The organism is Paenibacillus sp. FSL H7-0942, from assembly GCF_045040715.1.
Classification (GTDB): domain Bacteria; phylum Bacillota; class Bacilli; order Paenibacillales; family Paenibacillaceae; genus Paenibacillus; species Paenibacillus amylolyticus.
The window spans coordinates 3,124,828-3,142,379 of sequence record NZ_CP150279.1 but is presented as its reverse complement, the minus strand read 5'-3'; the positions used below and the strand labels follow the sequence as shown (position 1 = coordinate 3,142,379).

Sequence of the window (17,552 nt, the reverse complement as noted above, 5' to 3'; positions counted from 1 at the left end):
TGGCTCCCTTCTCCGTTTATTTATGGGTTGTCTCCGTACGTGGATCAAGCACATCACGCAGCCAATCTCCAAGAAAAATAACACCGAGTACGGTAAATGTGATCGCTAGTCCCGGGAATGTAGCGACCCACCAGCTTGTAGCAACGTATTGTCTGCCATCACTGAGCATCCCTCCCCAGGATACATCAGGTGGTTTGATACCTAGACCCAGGAAACTGAGTGAAGCTTCCATAATAATCGTTGTGCCGACATTCATACCGCAGATGACGATAAAGGATGAAAGGATATTCGGCAGAATGTGTTTCAGAATCAATCTTCCATTCTTCGCGCCAATCGATCTGGCCGCATGAACAAAATCACGCTCTTTGATACTAAGAACCTCACTTCTTACCACACGGGTGAATGGAACCCAGTTCGTCACCCCGATGACAAAGATCAACGTTGTAATACCCGGGCCAACAATTGCCATCACAACAAGCATGAACAGAATGGTTGGAATCGCCATGAATGCATCACCTACACGCATGATGACAGCATCCAGCCATTTCCCGTAGAATCCGGATACCAGCCCCAGAATCGCGCCAATAATTCCTGACACAATCACGGCACCCATCCCCACGATTAAGGAAACTCGGGCACCATATACAATTCGACTCCACATGTCTCTGCCGAGATTATCGGTACCCAGCCAGTATTCGGCCGTTCCACCCTCAAGCCATGCTGGTGGTTTAAGTCGGCCCAGCGGATTCACCGCTGCCGGATCATGACTCGTCAATAGAGGTGCACCTATGGCAATTAACACAACCAACAATACAAGCACAGCACCAAACATTCCGGTCTTGCTGATGATCAGTTGTTGCCAGATATAACGAAATCCCGTTGGTGCACGCCCATTGTCTTGTTCCTGTTCTGTACCCGGAATTGGCATTTCATTGCTGCCTGTCATATGATTGCACCTCCTTCTAGTCGTATTTGATGCGCGGATCGAGTAGCCTGTAAGCTACATCCGTCAAGATGTTGATTACTACAACGATAAAGGCAATGACAAACACCGCTGCCTGTACAATCGCCATATCATGTGTGTTGACTGCAACGACCAGCAACTGACCCAGTCCAGGCCAGGAGAATACCGTTTCCGTAATCAAAGTGCCCCCGATCAGACTTGTAAACTGTAAACTCATAATTGTCACGACCGGAATCAAACCGTTCCGAAATGCATGTTTTACAATGACAACCATCCGGCCAAGCCCCTTGCTGCGGGCTGTTCGAATATAGTCCTGGTTGAGAATCTCCAGCATGCTGGAGCGAATCAGTCGGGTCATCTGCGCAGCCAGTCCAACGCCAAGTGTAAATGCCGGCAAGATCAGATGTGACAATCCTCCGCGACCAGATACCGGCAATACGCCCAGCATGACGGAGAACAAGAGGATAAGCATAATCCCCATCCAGAAGTTTGGCATCGCCTTACCAATGACGGATATTCCTGAAATAATGAGATCGGTAAACGTATTGCGTTTGACAGCTGAAATGACGCCAAGTGGCACAGCCATAAGTACAGCAAAAAACATGGCGGCTACAGCCAGTTCAAAGCTGGCAGGCAATCTCTCCAGCACAAGCTCTAGCGCAGGCTGATTGTAGCGAAAAGACTGACCAAAGTCTCCCTGTATCGCACTGCCCAGAAACTTCACGTATTGCGTATATAAAGGCTGGTCCAAACCAAGTGCCTGCGTCAAGACAGCACGATCTTCAGCGGTAGCCGTTTCAGGCAACATTAACGCAACTGGATCACCGGTGACTCGAACCAAAATGAACACAATTAATGAAACAATGAACAGCACCGGAATGATCTGCAGTAGTGACTTAAGTACGTATTTGCCCATTCCTTGTTCACCTCCCTTTTAAAAAAGAACGGCAGGAACATGGTTATCCAGTCCCTGCCGTTCAAGGCCTATCTTTTCAATGACCGGTTGTTATACCCGATGTTACTGTGCAACAGGTGTAATCTCGTCAGCATAGAACATCTCGTCACTGCGCGGCGCGAAGTTCACTTTAGCATTCGTACCGTAGACACCTTCCATTTGGTACAGATATACGGCTGGGCGCTCTTCAGAGAAAATTTGCTGTACTTGCTGATACTCCTTCTCACGAGCTGCAGGGTCCATGTTCACCAATGCCGATTGAAGCAGTTTTTCTACTTCAGGATTGTTATAATCCGATTCGCCTTTTGCTTCTTCCAACATATAACGATTGTAGTTATTCGAAGCGTCGAACAAGGAGTTACCAATACCGATCATGAAGATTTCTTTGAATGATTTGGAGCTGTAACGTTCACTGAATGCACTTGCTTCAAGGACATCCAGGTTAATTTTGAATCCGGCTTGTTCCAGCATCGCTGCAACAACTTCAGCCTGTTCTTTGTACTGTGATGAAACGGAAATGGTCATCTCGGCTTCACCTTCTGCATAGCCAGCTTCTTGCAGGAGCTGTTTCGCTTTTTCTTGATCATAGAGTGAAGTTTTGTACAATGAAGGATCAGCACCGAAGTTGCCTGGCGTTACGGACGTGCGAGTTACGATACCTGCTCCGCCGGCAATGCTGTCCACGATTCCTTGTTTGTCGATAGCCAGGTCAATCGCTTCACGTACTTTCGGATCAGCCGTGATGCTGCCTTCTGTCTGACGGAAGATCAACTGAAGCACGCGTTGGATTGGTGCTTTGACAATCTTCTTATCTGCTTCGCCTTCGATCCGGGCAATATCAGTGGACGGAATGGAAGACGCAACATCTACGCCACCAGCAAGCAATTCGGATACACGTGTGGAGGCTTCAGGAATAACGCGGAATACCACTTCATTCCATTTTGGTTCTCCATCGAAGTAGCTCTCGTTTTTCACCAGTTCTACACGATCATCTTTCGTCCATTTACTGAACTTGTAAGGGCCTGTTCCAACCGGTTGTTTCAGGAAAGCATCAAAACCGTTGTCTGCAATATATTTTGCCGGCAGAATGCCTGCTCCCATCTTGGACAAACGATTCAGGAGCAATGGATCTGGGCCATCCGTGATAATGTCTACGGTATAGTCATCCACCACTTTAACTTCTACAATATTTTTGAAATAGCTGTTTTGTTTCAGTGTCTCGTCCTTGGCAACGCGCTCCAGTGTGTATTTTACATCTGCCGAAGTGAATGGATCGCCATTGTGGAAGGTCACCCCTTCACGCAGCTTAAATCTCCATGTTGTATCGTCTACCTGATCCCATGAAGTCGCAAGTCCCGCAACTTTCTTCTGTTCACTGTCATTTTTGATCAGATAATCGAAAACGTTGACCAGTACCGCTTCACTGGATGTATTGTTGTTGTTGTGCGGATCGAAACTCTCGATGTCTGTTGCTGCAGCAATGGTCAGTGTTGTACTTGCGCTTCCACTGCCCGTTCCTTCTGTTGCGGCACCATCATTCGTGCTTGTCGTTTTTCCTCCGCAAGCGCTGAGTACCATTACGACTGCCAGTAACGTGATCCACATGCCTGTCCATTGTCTTTTTTTCATTGTGATTGCTCCCCCTCAGAAGTTGTATTCCGTGCCAAAAATTCAAGTGCTACTGCTGACAACATGCCCACACCATAAGGCATCGCTGTCTCATCAAGATCAAACATGGGATGGTGGAGTGGATAACGAGTACGTTCCTCATCATTCCCAGATCCTAGTCTGAAAAACACACCCGGAACCTGTTCACAATAAAACGCGAAATCCTCGCCCCCTGTGGAGGGTTTGATATAAGTCCATCCCTTCTCCGCATTAACCTGATCACAAGTCTCTGTTAGCAGGTCAACCATGCCGAGATCATTCACGACAACAGGGTATCCATCGCCGTAGACAACTTCGCATCCAGCTCCAAAAGAATCACAGACCCCTTTAACAACCTGCTCGATCAAAGCTGGCATCCGCTCACGAATGGCAGGTGAGAGTGTACGAACCGTACCGATCATCTCCACTTCGGGGGCGATGGCTGTTCCCATATAACCTCCGGTGATTTTACCAATCGTGACTACTGCCGGTTCAAGTGGATCAACCATGCGACTGACGATATTTTGCAAGGCGGTGATGACCTGAGCGGATACCGCGATTGCATCAATACCCTCATGTGGACGAGCTGCGTGACCACCCTTGCCAAACACCTTGATAATCAAGGGATCAGCTGATGCAAACGCCACGCCTTGACTCACACCCAAGGTTCCCGTGTCCTGTCCAGGTGTCATGTGTAATCCTGCGATGGCATCAACCTTTGGATTCTCCAGAACACCGTCCTGGATCATGGCTCTTGCCCCTGCAAGTCCCTCTTCTGCTGGCTGGAAAATGAATTTGATGTTGCCTGATTTCGGTCTTCCAAGACCAGTAAGCAGTTGGGCGGCCCCCATCAGGATGGAGGTGTGAGCGTCATGCCCACACAGATGCGCTTTGCCTTCCACTTGCGAGCGGTATTCCACCGCTTTCTGATCTTGGATTGGCAGAGCATCCATATCTGCGCGCAAGGCAAAGGTTGGTCCATCGGTCTCTCCGCGAAGCAGGCCTGTAACCCCGGTCTGTCCGACATTGCGTGTAACTTCGAGTCCCAGGTTTTCCAGATGCTCAGCTACGATAGCGGATGTGCGATGCTCCTCATAACCGATCTCCGGATGCTGATGTAAATCTCTGCGCCAAGCGCTTAACTGGGCTTGTAGTGGCTGAGCCAGCTGTATTAGTTCTGAACGATTCATTCGCTGTCATTCCCTTCATTTTTGTCCGATTCAGAAACCAAACGGGCATAGATTGCATCCGCTGAGAATTCGATATGCTTTTTCATCGTCTCCTTAGACTTGATGCTATCATGGGCTTTCAATGCTTCAAGAATCTCCATATGTACACCGTGGTTGACTGTACGTATCCGGTCATCATAAGGCATCAGGTCGAGAGCCGGATTAATTTTCGTCCGAATCTGTCTGACGGCTCTCTCACAGTATGGATTCCCCGAAGCCTTGGCGATGGTCAGATGAAATTTCACATCCAGCGCCCTGAACCATTCCCTTGTGCAGTCTGGCTCTATACTTTGCTCCATGTAACCCTCAAGCAGCTCCAGTTCGCCTGCGGTGATCCGCTCAGCAGCGAGAAAAGCTCCCTCCGGTTCGATGATGGTTCGATATTCAAACACCTTCAGCATCTGTGACCAATCCCGTTTAATTTCTTCTCTGGTCCGTTTATGCGAATTGGCTGTCAGAGGCAGTACAAATGTTCCGCCTTTGGCACCCACCCTTTTCTCTATCAAGCCTTTCTCTTCCAATGAAGAGAGTGCCTCGCGAACGGTAATCCGGCTTACGTTAAAAATCTCTGCCAGATCTCGCTCGGCTGGAAGCTGTTCTTCACTCATTAATTCTTTCAGAATAATGGCTTCTTCCAGTTGTTCCCTAATGAATTCACTAACCTTTTTGGTGGATACTTTCTCAAAACGAAATGAAAACGTACTGGACATCTAAACACTCCGATCTGTATATGGTCTAGACCTTATACCATTAATATAATTCCGACTAAACTTATATGCAATACTTTTTTTCAAGTAAATTCATTTTTTTTTCTAACCACCTCCAAATTGAAGCATTTTGGCACAAAAAAGACGCATCTACATTCAGCAGATGCATCTTCGCTTTCGTTATTTGACGACATCCATGGGCACTACGATTACAGACTATAACTTTTTATTAGCATAGGGTCTGAAATCCTCCGTAACCGCAAGTTTTTTGCTTCCCCTCAGGTAAAAGCTGTCATCCGCTCTCCAGGTATGACTCTTTTTGTTCTGTCTGCGGTGATAGACATAATTATAAGGAGAGGTCGCGTACGCTTTGAATCCTCTTTTCCTGCATTGTCTCAGGAAGGTCACATCTTCCCCTATTGAACGGTCCGTGAAGCGGACTTTTTTCAAGATCTCTCTTTTGAATAAAATAGTGCCCCCTTGAACAAATTCAACCGGTTTATTTTTTTCAGCAGGAGATCTGACCAACAATGTCTTGGACGCGCCCAAATAGACGAGACACGAATGTTTGCCCACAATATCACTTTTGGTCCGTTTAAGTTCTCTCACCTGTTCTGTTAAATAATACGGCGAGTAGTAGTCATCATCATCAAATTTCGCAATCATTGAAAAGCGAGCCCTAGTTATTCCGGCGTTCAGGCTTTGTCCTAGCGAAATGCTCTCCGGAACTTGATATACATGAACATTCGCAAGATTCCGAACCCGGTTTTGATATAATGCCAGATTCATACTGTCATGATTCAGGACAATGATCAACTCTTTGCTTTTATAACGCTGCCGATTGTAATTTTGCAGGATGTTATCAAAAAATTGCGGCCGATTGGTACATACAACAATGGAAACACCATGACCCGTTTTGTGTTTAGTCAAGACATACCCTCTTTTCAGCTCATTTTTCTCTCATCATATGTGCCGAAATAGAGTCTGGTATGGACCAATAGTTAGGGCGTGTCTCAAAACTCGCTGAAGTGCATCTTTTACCGCCTTTTCGCCCCCTGCTGCGTCACTTCCCCTTGACGTGCCCCGGCACGCCTGCGGAAAACTTCCTGGCTTGGAACGAAAATTCGGCAAAATCTGCTTCCTTCGGAGTTTTCAGATACGCCCTAGCATCCAAAACACCAAAAACCCTCTGCCCCAAATAACAGGACAAAGGGTTTTGTAATCTATTGTTTTAAGCCTTTTCTATGCTTCGTTACCGTTATTCAAGTACACGGCCTTGCCTGTGCGAGCAGATTCATAGAGTGCTTCCAAGATCTGAGATACAATCAGTGCTTGTTTCGGTGTGACCACCGGCTCCTGATCGTTCTCAATCGCTTCAATCCACTTTCTCATCTCAACATCCGGTGCGCTCTCGCTCTTACCATCGTAGAAAGCTACCCCGCCTGCACTCAGTTCAATCTCATTGGTGTATAAACGGCTGAATTTCTCACCATTGATGCGCAGTCCGTTCTTCATGTCCGCACCCGCTTCGCTACCGCTCAAGCTACATTTTGCCTCATCCACATCCAGTGAGTTCAGTGCCCAACTGGATTCCAGCATGATCGTTGCCCCATTCTCCATTACAATCATGCCAAAGGCCGAGTCCTCTACGGAGAATTGTTTCGGGTCCCACGGGCCCCAGGCATTGGCCGCATTTTCACGTTGTGAAAGCTCATGATAGGTCGTACCCAGCACAACTTTTGGTTGATAGTTATCCATCATCCAGAGCGTCAGATCAAGTGCGTGCGTACCAATGTCAATCAGCGGACCGCCACCTTGCTTCTCTTCATCCAGGAAAACACCCCATGTTGGTACTGCTCTACGTCTAATCGCATGTGCTTTGGCAAAATAAATATTACCCAAGTCACCCGCTTCGCACACCTTCTTCAAGTACTGACTGTCTTCTCTGAAACGATTGTTATATCCGATGGTAAGTTTTTTGCCGGTACGTTCTGCCGCTTCCAGCATGAGCTGTGCTTCAGCAGATGTCTTCGCCATTGGCTTTTCACACATCACGTGTTTGCCTGCCTCCAGAGCAGCAATAGAAATCTCGGCATGAGAAATATTCGGTGTAAGCACATGCACAATATCCAAAGACTCATCCTTGAGCAATTCCTGATAATCCGTGTAGACTTCGGCTTCAGTAGTGCCATATTTCTGTTTGGCTTCATCCGCACGTTCCTGAACGATATCACAGAAAGCCACCAGTTCAACATTATCTAATTTACTCAGACTCGGCAGATGTTTGCCATTCGCGATTCCACCACAGCCAATAATTCCGATACGATATACTTTACTCATATATATTCACCCTCACTTAAGTATTGGTTGTTTCATTTTACGAAAAGCCGACGGGGTCATCCCCAGACGTTTGCGAAATACAGCATGCAAATAGTTGGCATTATTGAATCCTGAAGCAAGAGCGATCTGTTCAATGGATACGTTACTTTCTTCCAGATTGCGGCACACGGCGCGCAGACGAATATCCTCCAGCACACGGCTGAACGGCATCTCCGGCTGTACTTGGTAGAAAATTCGCTGCAATTGTCTGCTGCTAATATGAAGTTTCTCTGCTACATGTTCCAGCGTGACCACTGTAGGGTGATTCGCCTCCATATATTGCACTGCATACTCATAACGATACACCGACATATCCCGCACAGGGGCTTCCGGTCGATTCCCCCCGGTGTCGTATGCTCGCACGGTTTTGAGTAATATGCTGATAACCAGTTGCTTGATCGACGTATAATAACCTAACAATTTCTGATCACATGCCTCATAGGCTTCCAAAAAACAATGCATCGCCCGATGATAATCATTCACCGGAGTAAGCGGAAGCGTTCTCAGCTTTTCCATCGTTTCCTCGGATTCTGCTGCTTCCCAGGGATCGACATGTTCTCTTGGCTTGTGAACGATATCCACATGAAGACATAGTTCATCCATGTCCTCTTTAGCATCAGCCTCCTGATAATGAACGACACCTGGTCCAGTCAAATAAAGCATACCTTCCGAGAGCGCATGTGTCTGATCATCCAGAATAACTTTACCTTTACCTCTCGGGATAAAATGAAACTCAAACTCCGCATGATTATGGAAATCCACAACTCGGCCCGCTGGAAAAGAAGTCAAATGAAATCGCATCACGCGAATCTCATAATGTCCCCATACCATTAGAATATCCAGTCTCTCCAGGAGATCCTGCCGTTCAAGCATTTTCTCATAAGGATACAGGCTCAAGATTGCACACCTCCTTAATAAAAACTAACCCTTCAACTCTTTCAGAGTAATTCTGCGCCCTTCTTTGGCAGAGAGATTCGCTGCTTCCATCAAACGGGTCAGCTCCATAGCGATCTGCACGTTTTCAGTTGCATCCGTATCATTCTGTATATGTGCAACCCATTGATTGAATGCGCTTTCTCTTTGGTCTGCCAAAGGAAGTTCAGTCCACTCTTGATACTGTCCCTGTACTGCTTTCGTGCGAATCAATAGTTTTTCATCAGGTGTTCCGTACAGAAGCGTACCTTCCGTACCATGAACCTCAATCGTAAATGGAGAATGGCTGTTCACAAAACCGGCTTCAACAACGCCGACTGCTCCAGAATCCGTAAACAAGGTTGCAACGGCATTATCTTCCACTTCTTTACCTGTAATATATCCAAAGTTCGCATTAACCGCTGTTACTTCCTGACCCAGAAACAGTTTGGCGAGATACATTGGATGACAGCCCAGATCAATCAGCGCACCGCCCTGACAATCCTTCAGATCATAGAAGTGTTCAGGCAACCAGTTGGAAATTGCTCCATCATGCGATAAACGCGCTCTAACATAAGTCACTTTACCAAGTAATCCCTGGTTAAGGACATCCTGAATCGTTAACGTATACCCTGCATTCAGTCGAGGTAAGGATACTGTCATCTTGACCTTGTTTGCCTTTACCTCATTAAGGATTCTATTGTATTCCGCCTGTGTCGAAGCAATAACTTTCTCCGTGAAAATGTGTTTACCTGCTTTTGCAGCAGCGGTGATCACTTCTTCATGAATGCGGGTTGGCGCATCTATAATAACGGCATCGATGTCATCCTTGGCCAACATATCTTCGAGTGAAGCATAGAATGGTACGTTTAAACGTTCAGCCGCTTCCTGACCACGCTTGGCATCTTCATCCCATACAGCGGCGATGACTGTATCCTCATGTTCCTGTGCCTGCTTGATGTAATCCCATGCGTGAACATGCCACAAGCTAATTTTTCCAATTCGAATGGTCACTGTTATCTTACCTCCATACTATATAATATTCTGACATTTATCTATAAGTTATCACAGACTTAATCTATTTTTAATAGAAACTCGCGACAATAAATGTATAAAATCACGACATTAATGTTATTAGACATTTATACACTTGCCCAAATCCCTGATATATTTTACATAACGGAGCACACAACAAAAACCTCCTGCCCACGCTACCGTGAACAGGAGGTTTCTATAGTTATGATGTTCAAAAATCAACTCACCGTAACGCATAACCTTGTGTAACAATCTTGTACCCGGATACCGTCTGGCTTTGCCCCTCCAACGTGTCCTTAACCCGTTCCAGCACATCGCTCTCATAGACGGAGGCACATTCGAATCCAGTTTGTACGTTCAATTCAACCGGTTCGGAGTTCAAATTATACCAGCGAGCAATCAAATCTCCAGTTTCCTCTGCGATCTTTAATGCGGAGAATGCCAGTGTCGAACCTTGCGAATTCCACGCTAACCATTGCTTCGACAGAGGTAGTTCAACCTGTTGCCCATCAGCTCCAGCATGACCTTCTTGCTCAAATGTATACGCAAGTGTCCCTAGCTGTACAGTCGTCCACGGAATCGGATACACGTATGCGGATGCACATGCACCTGACTGTGCCGCATCGCCCGCAAATGGAATAATAGCATATTCCACACTCTGAGGTCCCAGACATTGGGCTTCCGGTGTTTCAAACACACCCCAATCTCCCAACTCCGAAGAGGCACGCAGCAGCGTAACTGCAATCGTACTGCCCTCTTCATGCTGTAAAATCTCGTATTCATTCAGCCCTTTGTTTGCAATCATCAAGCCATGATCGCCATCGGTCACATGTACAAATGCCTGCTGATGTTGCGCATTACTCGGATTCACCCATTCTTTGGCCGGTGTATTGGAACGTTTGGCAATTTCAAAGATGGAATCTGCATAATGATCCTCTGTCACCAGTCCGGATGGAAAGAGTGCGCGCAGTCGATGATCCTTGGCCTGATTGTTAAAGTCAGATTTTACCTTGACCATATTACTGCCCGCTTCCAACGTATACGTTGTCGTAATCACCAAGGGAACAGTGTTCTCGACTCGCTGTGCCTTCCGTTCTGTAAAAGGAACCATTTGGCGCTTCTCCAGCTCGAACAGTTCATCTGCTCCAGCAGGAATATCCCAGCGTAATACACTTTGCATAACTGCCCGATACGGAGACTGCTCCACAATCCGCAGGTCCGCCTTCAGATGCTCCGTGTTCAGCGTTGTCTCTCCCTCCGGTTGACGGTAGACATATTCATTGCCGATATCACCGGTATTCTCATATGAATTTAATCCCCTGTATACAGCACCGGAGACCTTATCTTCAATCGTTGCCGTACCATTCTCTTCAACCGTCACCCGCAAATGACCGTTCTCCATCATCATTCCCTGCACCTGGATGAGTTCGCTCGTATCGGGCACTTCAACAATCTCAACATTCTCTGCTTGCTTCTCTACTGGAATGAGAGCATAAGTCTTATATCCCAGCGAAGGTACATCCACCGCCTGGAAAGTCACTCTTAATTTACGAGCCATATAAGGTTGTCGGAAACGATCCTTCGGAAGTTCATAGCCAAAATGTGCACCCAGATCGTTAATTTCTGCCGAATACACTTGTCCATCCGAATCGACCAGCTGATACACTGGTAGTGCATCTTTTTCCACCTTCTGCGCAAGTGCCTGAGGGTTAGGACCTTCCGGTAAAAATGCTTTGTCCACAATCAGATCCATCTCAATGATTCCATTTCGATTCCACCCACTCGTGTTGAACACGGTGAACAGCACCGCTTCCTCTCCCCAAGCCTCAGCAGGTTGCACACGAATGGACTCAGCAATCGCCTGCGCGCTCTGGGAAACCAATTTCTCTGCAAGTTGTCTGCTCTTGGCAAAGCGGGTCACCATCTCACGATGAACCTCATCGACACTGCATCCGCAGATGCTATCATGTGGGTGGTTCTGCATCAGCATCTTCCATGCATGCGTCAATAGATGATGCGGATAATCTTTTACCCCGGCTATATGGGCCATGGCGGCCAGTGGTTCGGCTACTTTTTCAAGCAACGTCTGCCCCTGCTGGTTCAACTGTTTCAGATAAACCCGTGCGGATGCCGTATTCACCAGTGTTCCCCAACCATCCGTGTGCTGACTGCGAAGCTCACCCTCAATGGTCGCCAGATGCTCAGGGACTTCCTTCGTAACCGCCTCAATATAATCGTCAAAATTGGAGTGGATAAATTCCACGTCAGGGTACAACGCAGCTGCTGTGCGTAAAGCCTCTGGCAGATCCATCTGGATCGGCTGATGATCACAACCATTCATGAACAACAGATGGGGAGTCGAGGCAAACTTCTCGGCATCCGCCAGATTTTTATCCCAATAGGCTCGGGCTTTCTCCGAATCAACCGGAACTTCCATCCCATTGCAGTACCAGTTCGCGAACAAAATGCCGAGCACTTCCGAACCATCCGGCGAACGCCAGATCATCTCAGAATAGGGAGATTCATAACTGTCTGCATCAACCACGGCATTATTGAATCCCGTAGGCTTCACCCCACGCCCAAAGATCGCGTTATGAATATCCGCCTGTTGCAGAATCTGCGGTGCCTGTCCCATATTTCCGAACGAGTCTGGGAAGTATCCCGTCTTGGATATCACACCCAAAGGTCGAGCATCACGATGACCGATGAGCAGATTACGCAAGTTGGCCTCACTGCTGGTCAGAAACTCATCCTGTAACACATACCATGGGCCAAAATGAATGCGTCCTTCACGAATATAACGGTCGAGCCTCTCCTGTTGTTCGGGCCGAACCTGCAAATAATCTTCACGAATAATCGTCTGCCCATCCAGATGGAAATAGCGATATTCGGGGTCCTGATCAAGCGTATCCAGAAGTTTATCCATCAGCTCAATGAGCAGTACGTGATGGTGTTCATAAGGCATATACCATTCGCGGTCCCAATGGGTATGCGAGATGAGATGTGCCGTCTTTTTGGTTGTCATGTTGCGTACCTCCTGTCATTAACCTTTGGTTGCTCCGCCCATGCTGAATCCTTTGGACATGTAACGCTGGGAGAAGATATATAACACAACCGAAGGCATCGTATAAAGTAGTGAAAATGCAGCCAATCTGCCGTATTCAACCATACCGTGGCTGCCGAAAAATTGATAAATCGTGACCGATGCCGGAAGTTTCTCCGGTGTCTGGAGCAGGATGTATGGCACGAAGAAGTTGCCCCAACTTCCCGAAAAGGTAAATATCGCTATCGTTGCAATACCTGGCAACATCAGCGGAGCCACGATTCGTCTCAATCCGTTCCATACGGACGCTCCGTCAATCCATGCCGATTCTTCCAGATCAATGGGCACCGAATCCATGAAATTTTTCATCATCCAGATGCCGTAAGGAAGTGAGGATGCGGTCAGGAACAACATCGTGGCGATGATGCTATTTTGCATTTTGAAGAACAGAAACATCTGAAATACCGGAACCATCACGGCAGTAATCGGTAGAGCTGTCATGAACAGAATGGATAACAAGAAGCTTTTTTTGAATCTCATTTCATAACGGGATAAAGGATACGCAGCAAGGACAGATACCAGAACAACCAGTATCGCTTGTCCTCCCGACAGAATCAGGCCTACACCGAATGAACGAAGATTGCTCGAATCCCCGAGTACATCCTTGAAATTTTGAATGGTCCAGGTACTGGGCATTTTGATGCCCTGTTGCGCATTCGGGTCAAATGAAGCCAAAATGATCCAGAGCAGCGGCAATAAAAAACTGAGCCCTAGAAAAACTAGAATCCCGTACTGGATTTTGCGTTGAAGCCCATGTTTGACCATAGGGATCGAACCTCCTTCATGGTTACACTTTCACTTTCATGGATCGCATGTAGAACAGGCTGGCGATAATACCGATGAACAACAGAACCAGAGATATGGCTGTGCCGTATCCAAATTGATAGTTCACAAAGGCCTGGTTATACATGAAGATCGGCAAGGTTTGTGTTGAAGTACCCGGGCCACCACCGGTCATCGTATAGATCAGCGTGAACACGCCCAGTGTCTGTAGGGTAACCAACATCATGTTGGTCACGATGGACCCTTTTACCATTGGAATCGTAATGTGTCTGACAATCTGGAACCCGGTGGCACTGTCAATAATCGCAGCTTCTTCAACTTCCTTCGGGATATCATCCAGTGCCGACTGATAGACCATCATTGAAAAGGCTGTGCCGTGCCAGATATTCGCGATAATGACACTCACCATAGGGAAACTGAACAACCAGGAGACTGGATTCGCTCCAAACCAGCCGAGGATCTGATTCAATGAACCATTGTCACTGAAAAAGGCAACCATACAGAATGCCACAACAATCTCGGGTGTCACCCAACCGGCAATGACGATGATGCCGATGACCCGACGGAACGTCACATTTTTCTCCTTCATTAGAAGAGCCAGAATGAATCCAAGCAATACCTGACCAATCACTGCGGAGAAGATGAGAAAGACCAGCGTACGCCAGACACTAATCCGGAAGTCCGGATCATGGAACATATTAATGAAATTCTGGAATCCGACAAACTCCAAACTCTTGGCTGCCGCCCCAGTCAGAGCCATATTCGTAAAGGCAAAACAGATCGTCAGAATGATGGGAACAATGAAAAACACAAGTAATAACAGTACGGAAGGCATTAGAAACAGAAATGAACCTGGTGCTTTCCTTTTCATAAGTCACTCTCCATTCGAACCGGAAAAAGGGGAGATTGTGCCTCCCCCTCCGAATATATCGATATCCTTATTTCTCTTCGATGCTGTCCGCGCCAAGGGAACGGGATACGTTGTCCTTCAATTGTGTAACTCCCTCTTCCGGCGTCAGCTTGCCAGAGGCAATACTCTCAACAATGCTTTGCAATTGTGCGGATACCGCTGCATATTGATCGTTCGCTGGACGGAAGTGGGCCACATTCAAGAGTTCCTGTGCTTCTTTGGTATAAGGACGATCCGTATAACCGTCAACTTCTGTGGAATCATTACGTGGGCTGAGGCTACCTTCCGCTACTACGCGTGCAGTCGCATTTTCCTTATTCATCAGAAACTCGATAAATTTCCAAGCTGCTTCCTTGTTCTTCGCCTGTGCAGGAACAGACCAAGCCCATCCTCCAGACATCGTAGTTGCTCCAGGTTCTTCCCCGTTTTGTGTTGGGAATGGTGCAAAACCTATTTTTTCTTCAACGTTGGCGATTGGAGCAGTACCGTTCTCGGCCCATGTCGAACCTGCCCAGCTACCATCTACAGCCATCGCCAGTTTGTCTTGCGGGAACTGTTGCTGGAATGCAATACTGCCAGCTTGTCCATTCAGGGCAACCTGCATGGTTGGACCTGTTTTATCCGTGTTAAACACTTGATCTATGAATTTGAAGGAATCCAGCAGCCCCGGGCTGTTCACGACCCATTTCTTGCTGGTGTCGTTATACAGCGTGTCCGCCGTACCATAGAGCAGCATTTCCAGTGTTTGCATGGTGACACCTTCACCGTTTGCTTTGCCCACGATCATATTAAGTGGTGTCACACCCGGCAGTTTTTGCTTGATCGTACGTGCTGCTTCGAGCACTTCTGCCCAGCTTGCAGGTTTGAACGGAACTTCAAGTCCTGCCTGTTGAAACAGTTCCTTGTTGTACCAGATTCCGCGTGTATCCGAGGTAGCCGGAACGCCGTACACTTTGCCGTCTTCTCCGGTAACCCCTGCCTTCAGGTTGTCGATGATGTGTTCTTCCCAATCGGGCCATCCCTGAACCTGTGTATCCAGCGGCTCCAGATATCCCGCAGCAGCATCGGATTTGATGATGGATGTATCTTCAGCAATGACATCCGGTGCCGTATCCGGGGATTTCATTTGCAGAACCATTTTGGACGTATAATCGCCTTCACTTGCCAGTACAGGCGCAATGTTGATTTTGATATCCGGGTTTTCTTTCTCGAATTGATCCACCAAGCCTGATTGGAAGAATTTCGTAAGTGTATCTTCAGATCCTGAAGAACGGAACGATACAGTTACTTCCTTCTTGCCATCACTGGTTGTGCCTGTGCTTGAGCTTCCGCCCGAACAGGCTGTAGTAAGAATGAGCAAGGATGTCATAACTGCTGCTACCGGCATTTTCAATGATATTTTTCTCATGATTCGCTCTCCTCTTGTCGGAATTTAACGAACTCCGAACGTTATGATGTACTCGCAGGTTATCTCTTGCTTCCCTATCTATTTCTGTACGCGGAATCCGCAATAATCCATAATCAGTTCACTAAAGAGCATGTTGGACCATGAAAACCATGGACGTGTATATTCATGTGGATTGTTGGCCGAAAAACCTTCATGGGTCAGTCCGGTATCCGCATCCGTCTTATGGATGAGCTGAAGCAATCGTAGTTTTTCATTGCGATCCTCTGTAGTCAGCCCCTGCATCGATAAAGCGATATGCCAGATGTACCCTTCCGGTGTATGCGGACTACCGATTCCCGCTGCTGCTGTTCCCTCATAAAAATACGGGTTGTGCGAGGAAAGAATGAAACGGCGTGTATTCTGATACACCTCGTCGTTCTCCTCCACATATCCGAGATAAGGTAAAGACAGCAGGCTCGGCACATTGGCATCATCCATCAGATTGTGATTGCCTTTCCCATCCGTTTCGTATGCATATATGGTTCCATATTCCGGATGTTCAACGGTGCCATAATCCTGAATACCTTTGTTGATCTGTTCCTCCAACTGCTGAGCAGTCGCTGCCAGCGTTTCATTCTCGAACACCACTTCAGCAATTTCCTGTAGATATCGAAGCGCCACAACGGCGAACATATTGGATGGAATCAGATAACCATATTCACAGCGATCGTCGCTGGGACGGAATCCCGACCAGGTCATGCCTGTATAGACTGTTTCAGTACCTCGTCCCTCTCGGGTGAGCGTATCGGTTTCGGGAGCATCCAGACGTTGGAATGTGTAGGGTGATTTCGTCTCATGATGCTGTTCCACTTGCCATAACTGCATGATGATCTGGGATGCTTTACGGAACGTATCATTGAATTGAGTTGTTCTTCCCGTGTTCTTCCACAAGAGATAACTGAGCTGAATCGGATAAGCCAGTGAGTCGATCTCATACTTCCGTTCCCAGATCCAATCATTCATCTGCGTCAGGTCTTCCTGATGTCCTTTTCCACTCTCCGTCTCATTAAAAGCGTTTGCATACGGGTCCAGGAGAATATATTTCAGTTGACGTTCAACCAGTCCAGCGATCATGTCAGCGATATCTTCATCCTCTGAAGCGAGAAGCAGATAAGGTCTGACCTGAGCGGCAGAATCACGTAACCACATGGCAGGGATATCTCCCGTAATCACAAAAGTTGTTCCATCTTCTTTGCGCTGAATTGTGGTTGCCATCGTATTGGTAAAACAATTTTTAAACATTTGGTTGAGTTCCGGATGGTCCGGCATACGTTTGTTAACCTGATCAATCATGTCGTATATCGAGGGAGAAATTTCTTGATCATCTCTGGGTGTCAGCATGTTGTCCTCCTATTTAATCCAGTTTGTTAACCGCTTTCATCATCCTAAAACGAATATAATGTTATGTCAATATATTTATTTGTATATTAGCATGTTATTTTAATTTGAAGACACCAAATAATATACCATTTAAAGCAATT

The 17,552-nt window shown here is 47.0% G+C and carries 14 protein-coding genes; all 14 read right to left on the bottom strand.

What is annotated here, in order from left to right:
* Positions 1-16: 16 nt before the first annotated feature.
* A complete protein-coding gene (locus MHI48_RS14080) occupies positions 17-946 on the bottom strand; it encodes an ABC transporter permease (RefSeq protein WP_036670788.1) in 930 nt (309 codons plus the stop codon).
* A 16-nt stretch (positions 947-962) separates the two neighbouring features.
* Positions 963-1,880, bottom strand: coding sequence for an ABC transporter permease (locus tag MHI48_RS14075; protein ID WP_017688654.1), 918 nt, complete (start codon positions 1,878-1,880; stop codon positions 963-965).
* Positions 1,881-1,982: 102 nt separating this feature from the next.
* Entirely contained in the window at positions 1,983-3,548 is a 1,566-nt protein-coding gene (locus MHI48_RS14070) for an ABC transporter substrate-binding protein (protein WP_076327710.1), read from the bottom strand.
* Complete coding sequence (locus MHI48_RS14065) at positions 3,545-4,756, bottom strand: M20 family metallopeptidase (protein ID WP_076327711.1); 1,212 nt, start codon at positions 4,754-4,756, stop codon at positions 3,545-3,547. The genes MHI48_RS14070 and MHI48_RS14065 overlap by 4 nt, the downstream gene beginning before the upstream one ends.
* A complete protein-coding gene (locus tag MHI48_RS14060) occupies positions 4,753-5,505 on the bottom strand; it encodes a FadR/GntR family transcriptional regulator (protein WP_076327712.1) in 753 nt (250 codons plus the stop codon). The genes MHI48_RS14065 and MHI48_RS14060 overlap by 4 nt, the downstream gene beginning before the upstream one ends.
* Positions 5,506-5,718: 213 nt before the next feature.
* Positions 5,719-6,432, bottom strand: coding sequence for a glycosyltransferase family 2 protein (locus MHI48_RS14055; RefSeq protein WP_076327713.1), 714 nt, complete (start codon positions 6,430-6,432; stop codon positions 5,719-5,721).
* Between the two features lie 312 nt (positions 6,433-6,744).
* Positions 6,745-7,842, bottom strand: coding sequence for a Gfo/Idh/MocA family protein (locus MHI48_RS14050; protein ID WP_076249431.1), 1,098 nt, complete (start codon positions 7,840-7,842; stop codon positions 6,745-6,747).
* Between the two features lie 12 nt (positions 7,843-7,854).
* Positions 7,855-8,778 (bottom strand): helix-turn-helix domain-containing protein, encoded by a 924-nt coding sequence (locus MHI48_RS14045; RefSeq protein ID WP_245838080.1) that lies wholly within the window; start codon positions 8,776-8,778, stop codon positions 7,855-7,857.
* A gap of 24 nt (positions 8,779-8,802) precedes the next feature.
* The gene (locus MHI48_RS14040; protein ID WP_076327714.1) at positions 8,803-9,807 is read right to left on the bottom strand and encodes a Gfo/Idh/MocA family protein; all 1,005 of its coding nucleotides are present in this window, start codon (positions 9,805-9,807) and stop codon (positions 8,803-8,805) included.
* A gap of 244 nt (positions 9,808-10,051) precedes the next feature.
* A complete protein-coding gene (locus MHI48_RS14035) occupies positions 10,052-12,853 on the bottom strand; it encodes an alpha-mannosidase (RefSeq protein ID WP_076249434.1) in 2,802 nt (933 codons plus the stop codon).
* Between the two features lie 18 nt (positions 12,854-12,871).
* Entirely contained in the window at positions 12,872-13,696 is an 825-nt protein-coding gene (locus MHI48_RS14030) for a carbohydrate ABC transporter permease (protein ID WP_076249435.1), read from the bottom strand.
* A gap of 22 nt (positions 13,697-13,718) precedes the next feature.
* On the bottom strand, positions 13,719-14,585 hold the full coding sequence (locus tag MHI48_RS14025; RefSeq protein WP_036608294.1) for a carbohydrate ABC transporter permease: 867 nt from the start codon (positions 14,583-14,585) through the stop codon (positions 13,719-13,721).
* Positions 14,586-14,652: 67 nt separating this feature from the next.
* Positions 14,653-16,032, bottom strand: a complete 1,380-nt coding sequence (locus MHI48_RS14020; protein WP_076249436.1) for an extracellular solute-binding protein — start codon at positions 16,030-16,032, stop codon at positions 14,653-14,655.
* A gap of 78 nt (positions 16,033-16,110) precedes the next feature.
* Positions 16,111-17,412, bottom strand: a complete 1,302-nt coding sequence (locus MHI48_RS14015; protein WP_076249437.1) for a glycoside hydrolase family 125 protein — start codon at positions 17,410-17,412, stop codon at positions 16,111-16,113.
* Positions 17,413-17,552: the final 140 nt, after the last annotated feature.

Bases quoted from the DNA above. Each gene is read 5' to 3' on its own strand.
- MHI48_RS14080 (WP_036670788.1), bottom strand. From the start codon at position 946: ATGACAGGCAGCAATGAAATGCCAATTCCGGGTACAGAACAGGAACAA.
- MHI48_RS14075 (WP_017688654.1), bottom strand. From the start codon at position 1,880: ATGGGCAAATACGTACTTAAGTCACTACTGCAGATCATTCCGGTGCTG.
- MHI48_RS14070 (WP_076327710.1), bottom strand. From the start codon at position 3,548: ATGAAAAAAAGACAATGGACAGGCATGTGGATCACGTTACTGGCAGTC.
- MHI48_RS14065 (WP_076327711.1), bottom strand. From the start codon at position 4,756: ATGAATCGTTCAGAACTAATACAGCTGGCTCAGCCACTACAAGCCCAG.
- MHI48_RS14060 (WP_076327712.1), bottom strand. From the start codon at position 5,505: ATGTCCAGTACGTTTTCATTTCGTTTTGAGAAAGTATCCACCAAAAAG.
- MHI48_RS14050 (WP_076249431.1), bottom strand. From the start codon at position 7,842: ATGAGTAAAGTATATCGTATCGGAATTATTGGCTGTGGTGGAATCGCG.
- MHI48_RS14035 (WP_076249434.1), bottom strand. From the start codon at position 12,853: ATGACAACCAAAAAGACGGCACATCTCATCTCGCATACCCATTGGGAC.
- MHI48_RS14030 (WP_076249435.1), bottom strand. From the start codon at position 13,696: ATGGTCAAACATGGGCTTCAACGCAAAATCCAGTACGGGATTCTAGTT.
- MHI48_RS14025 (WP_036608294.1), bottom strand. From the start codon at position 14,585: ATGAAAAGGAAAGCACCAGGTTCATTTCTGTTTCTAATGCCTTCCGTA.
- MHI48_RS14020 (WP_076249436.1), bottom strand. From the start codon at position 16,032: ATGAGAAAAATATCATTGAAAATGCCGGTAGCAGCAGTTATGACATCC.
- MHI48_RS14015 (WP_076249437.1), bottom strand. From the start codon at position 17,412: ATGCTGACACCCAGAGATGATCAAGAAATTTCTCCCTCGATATACGAC.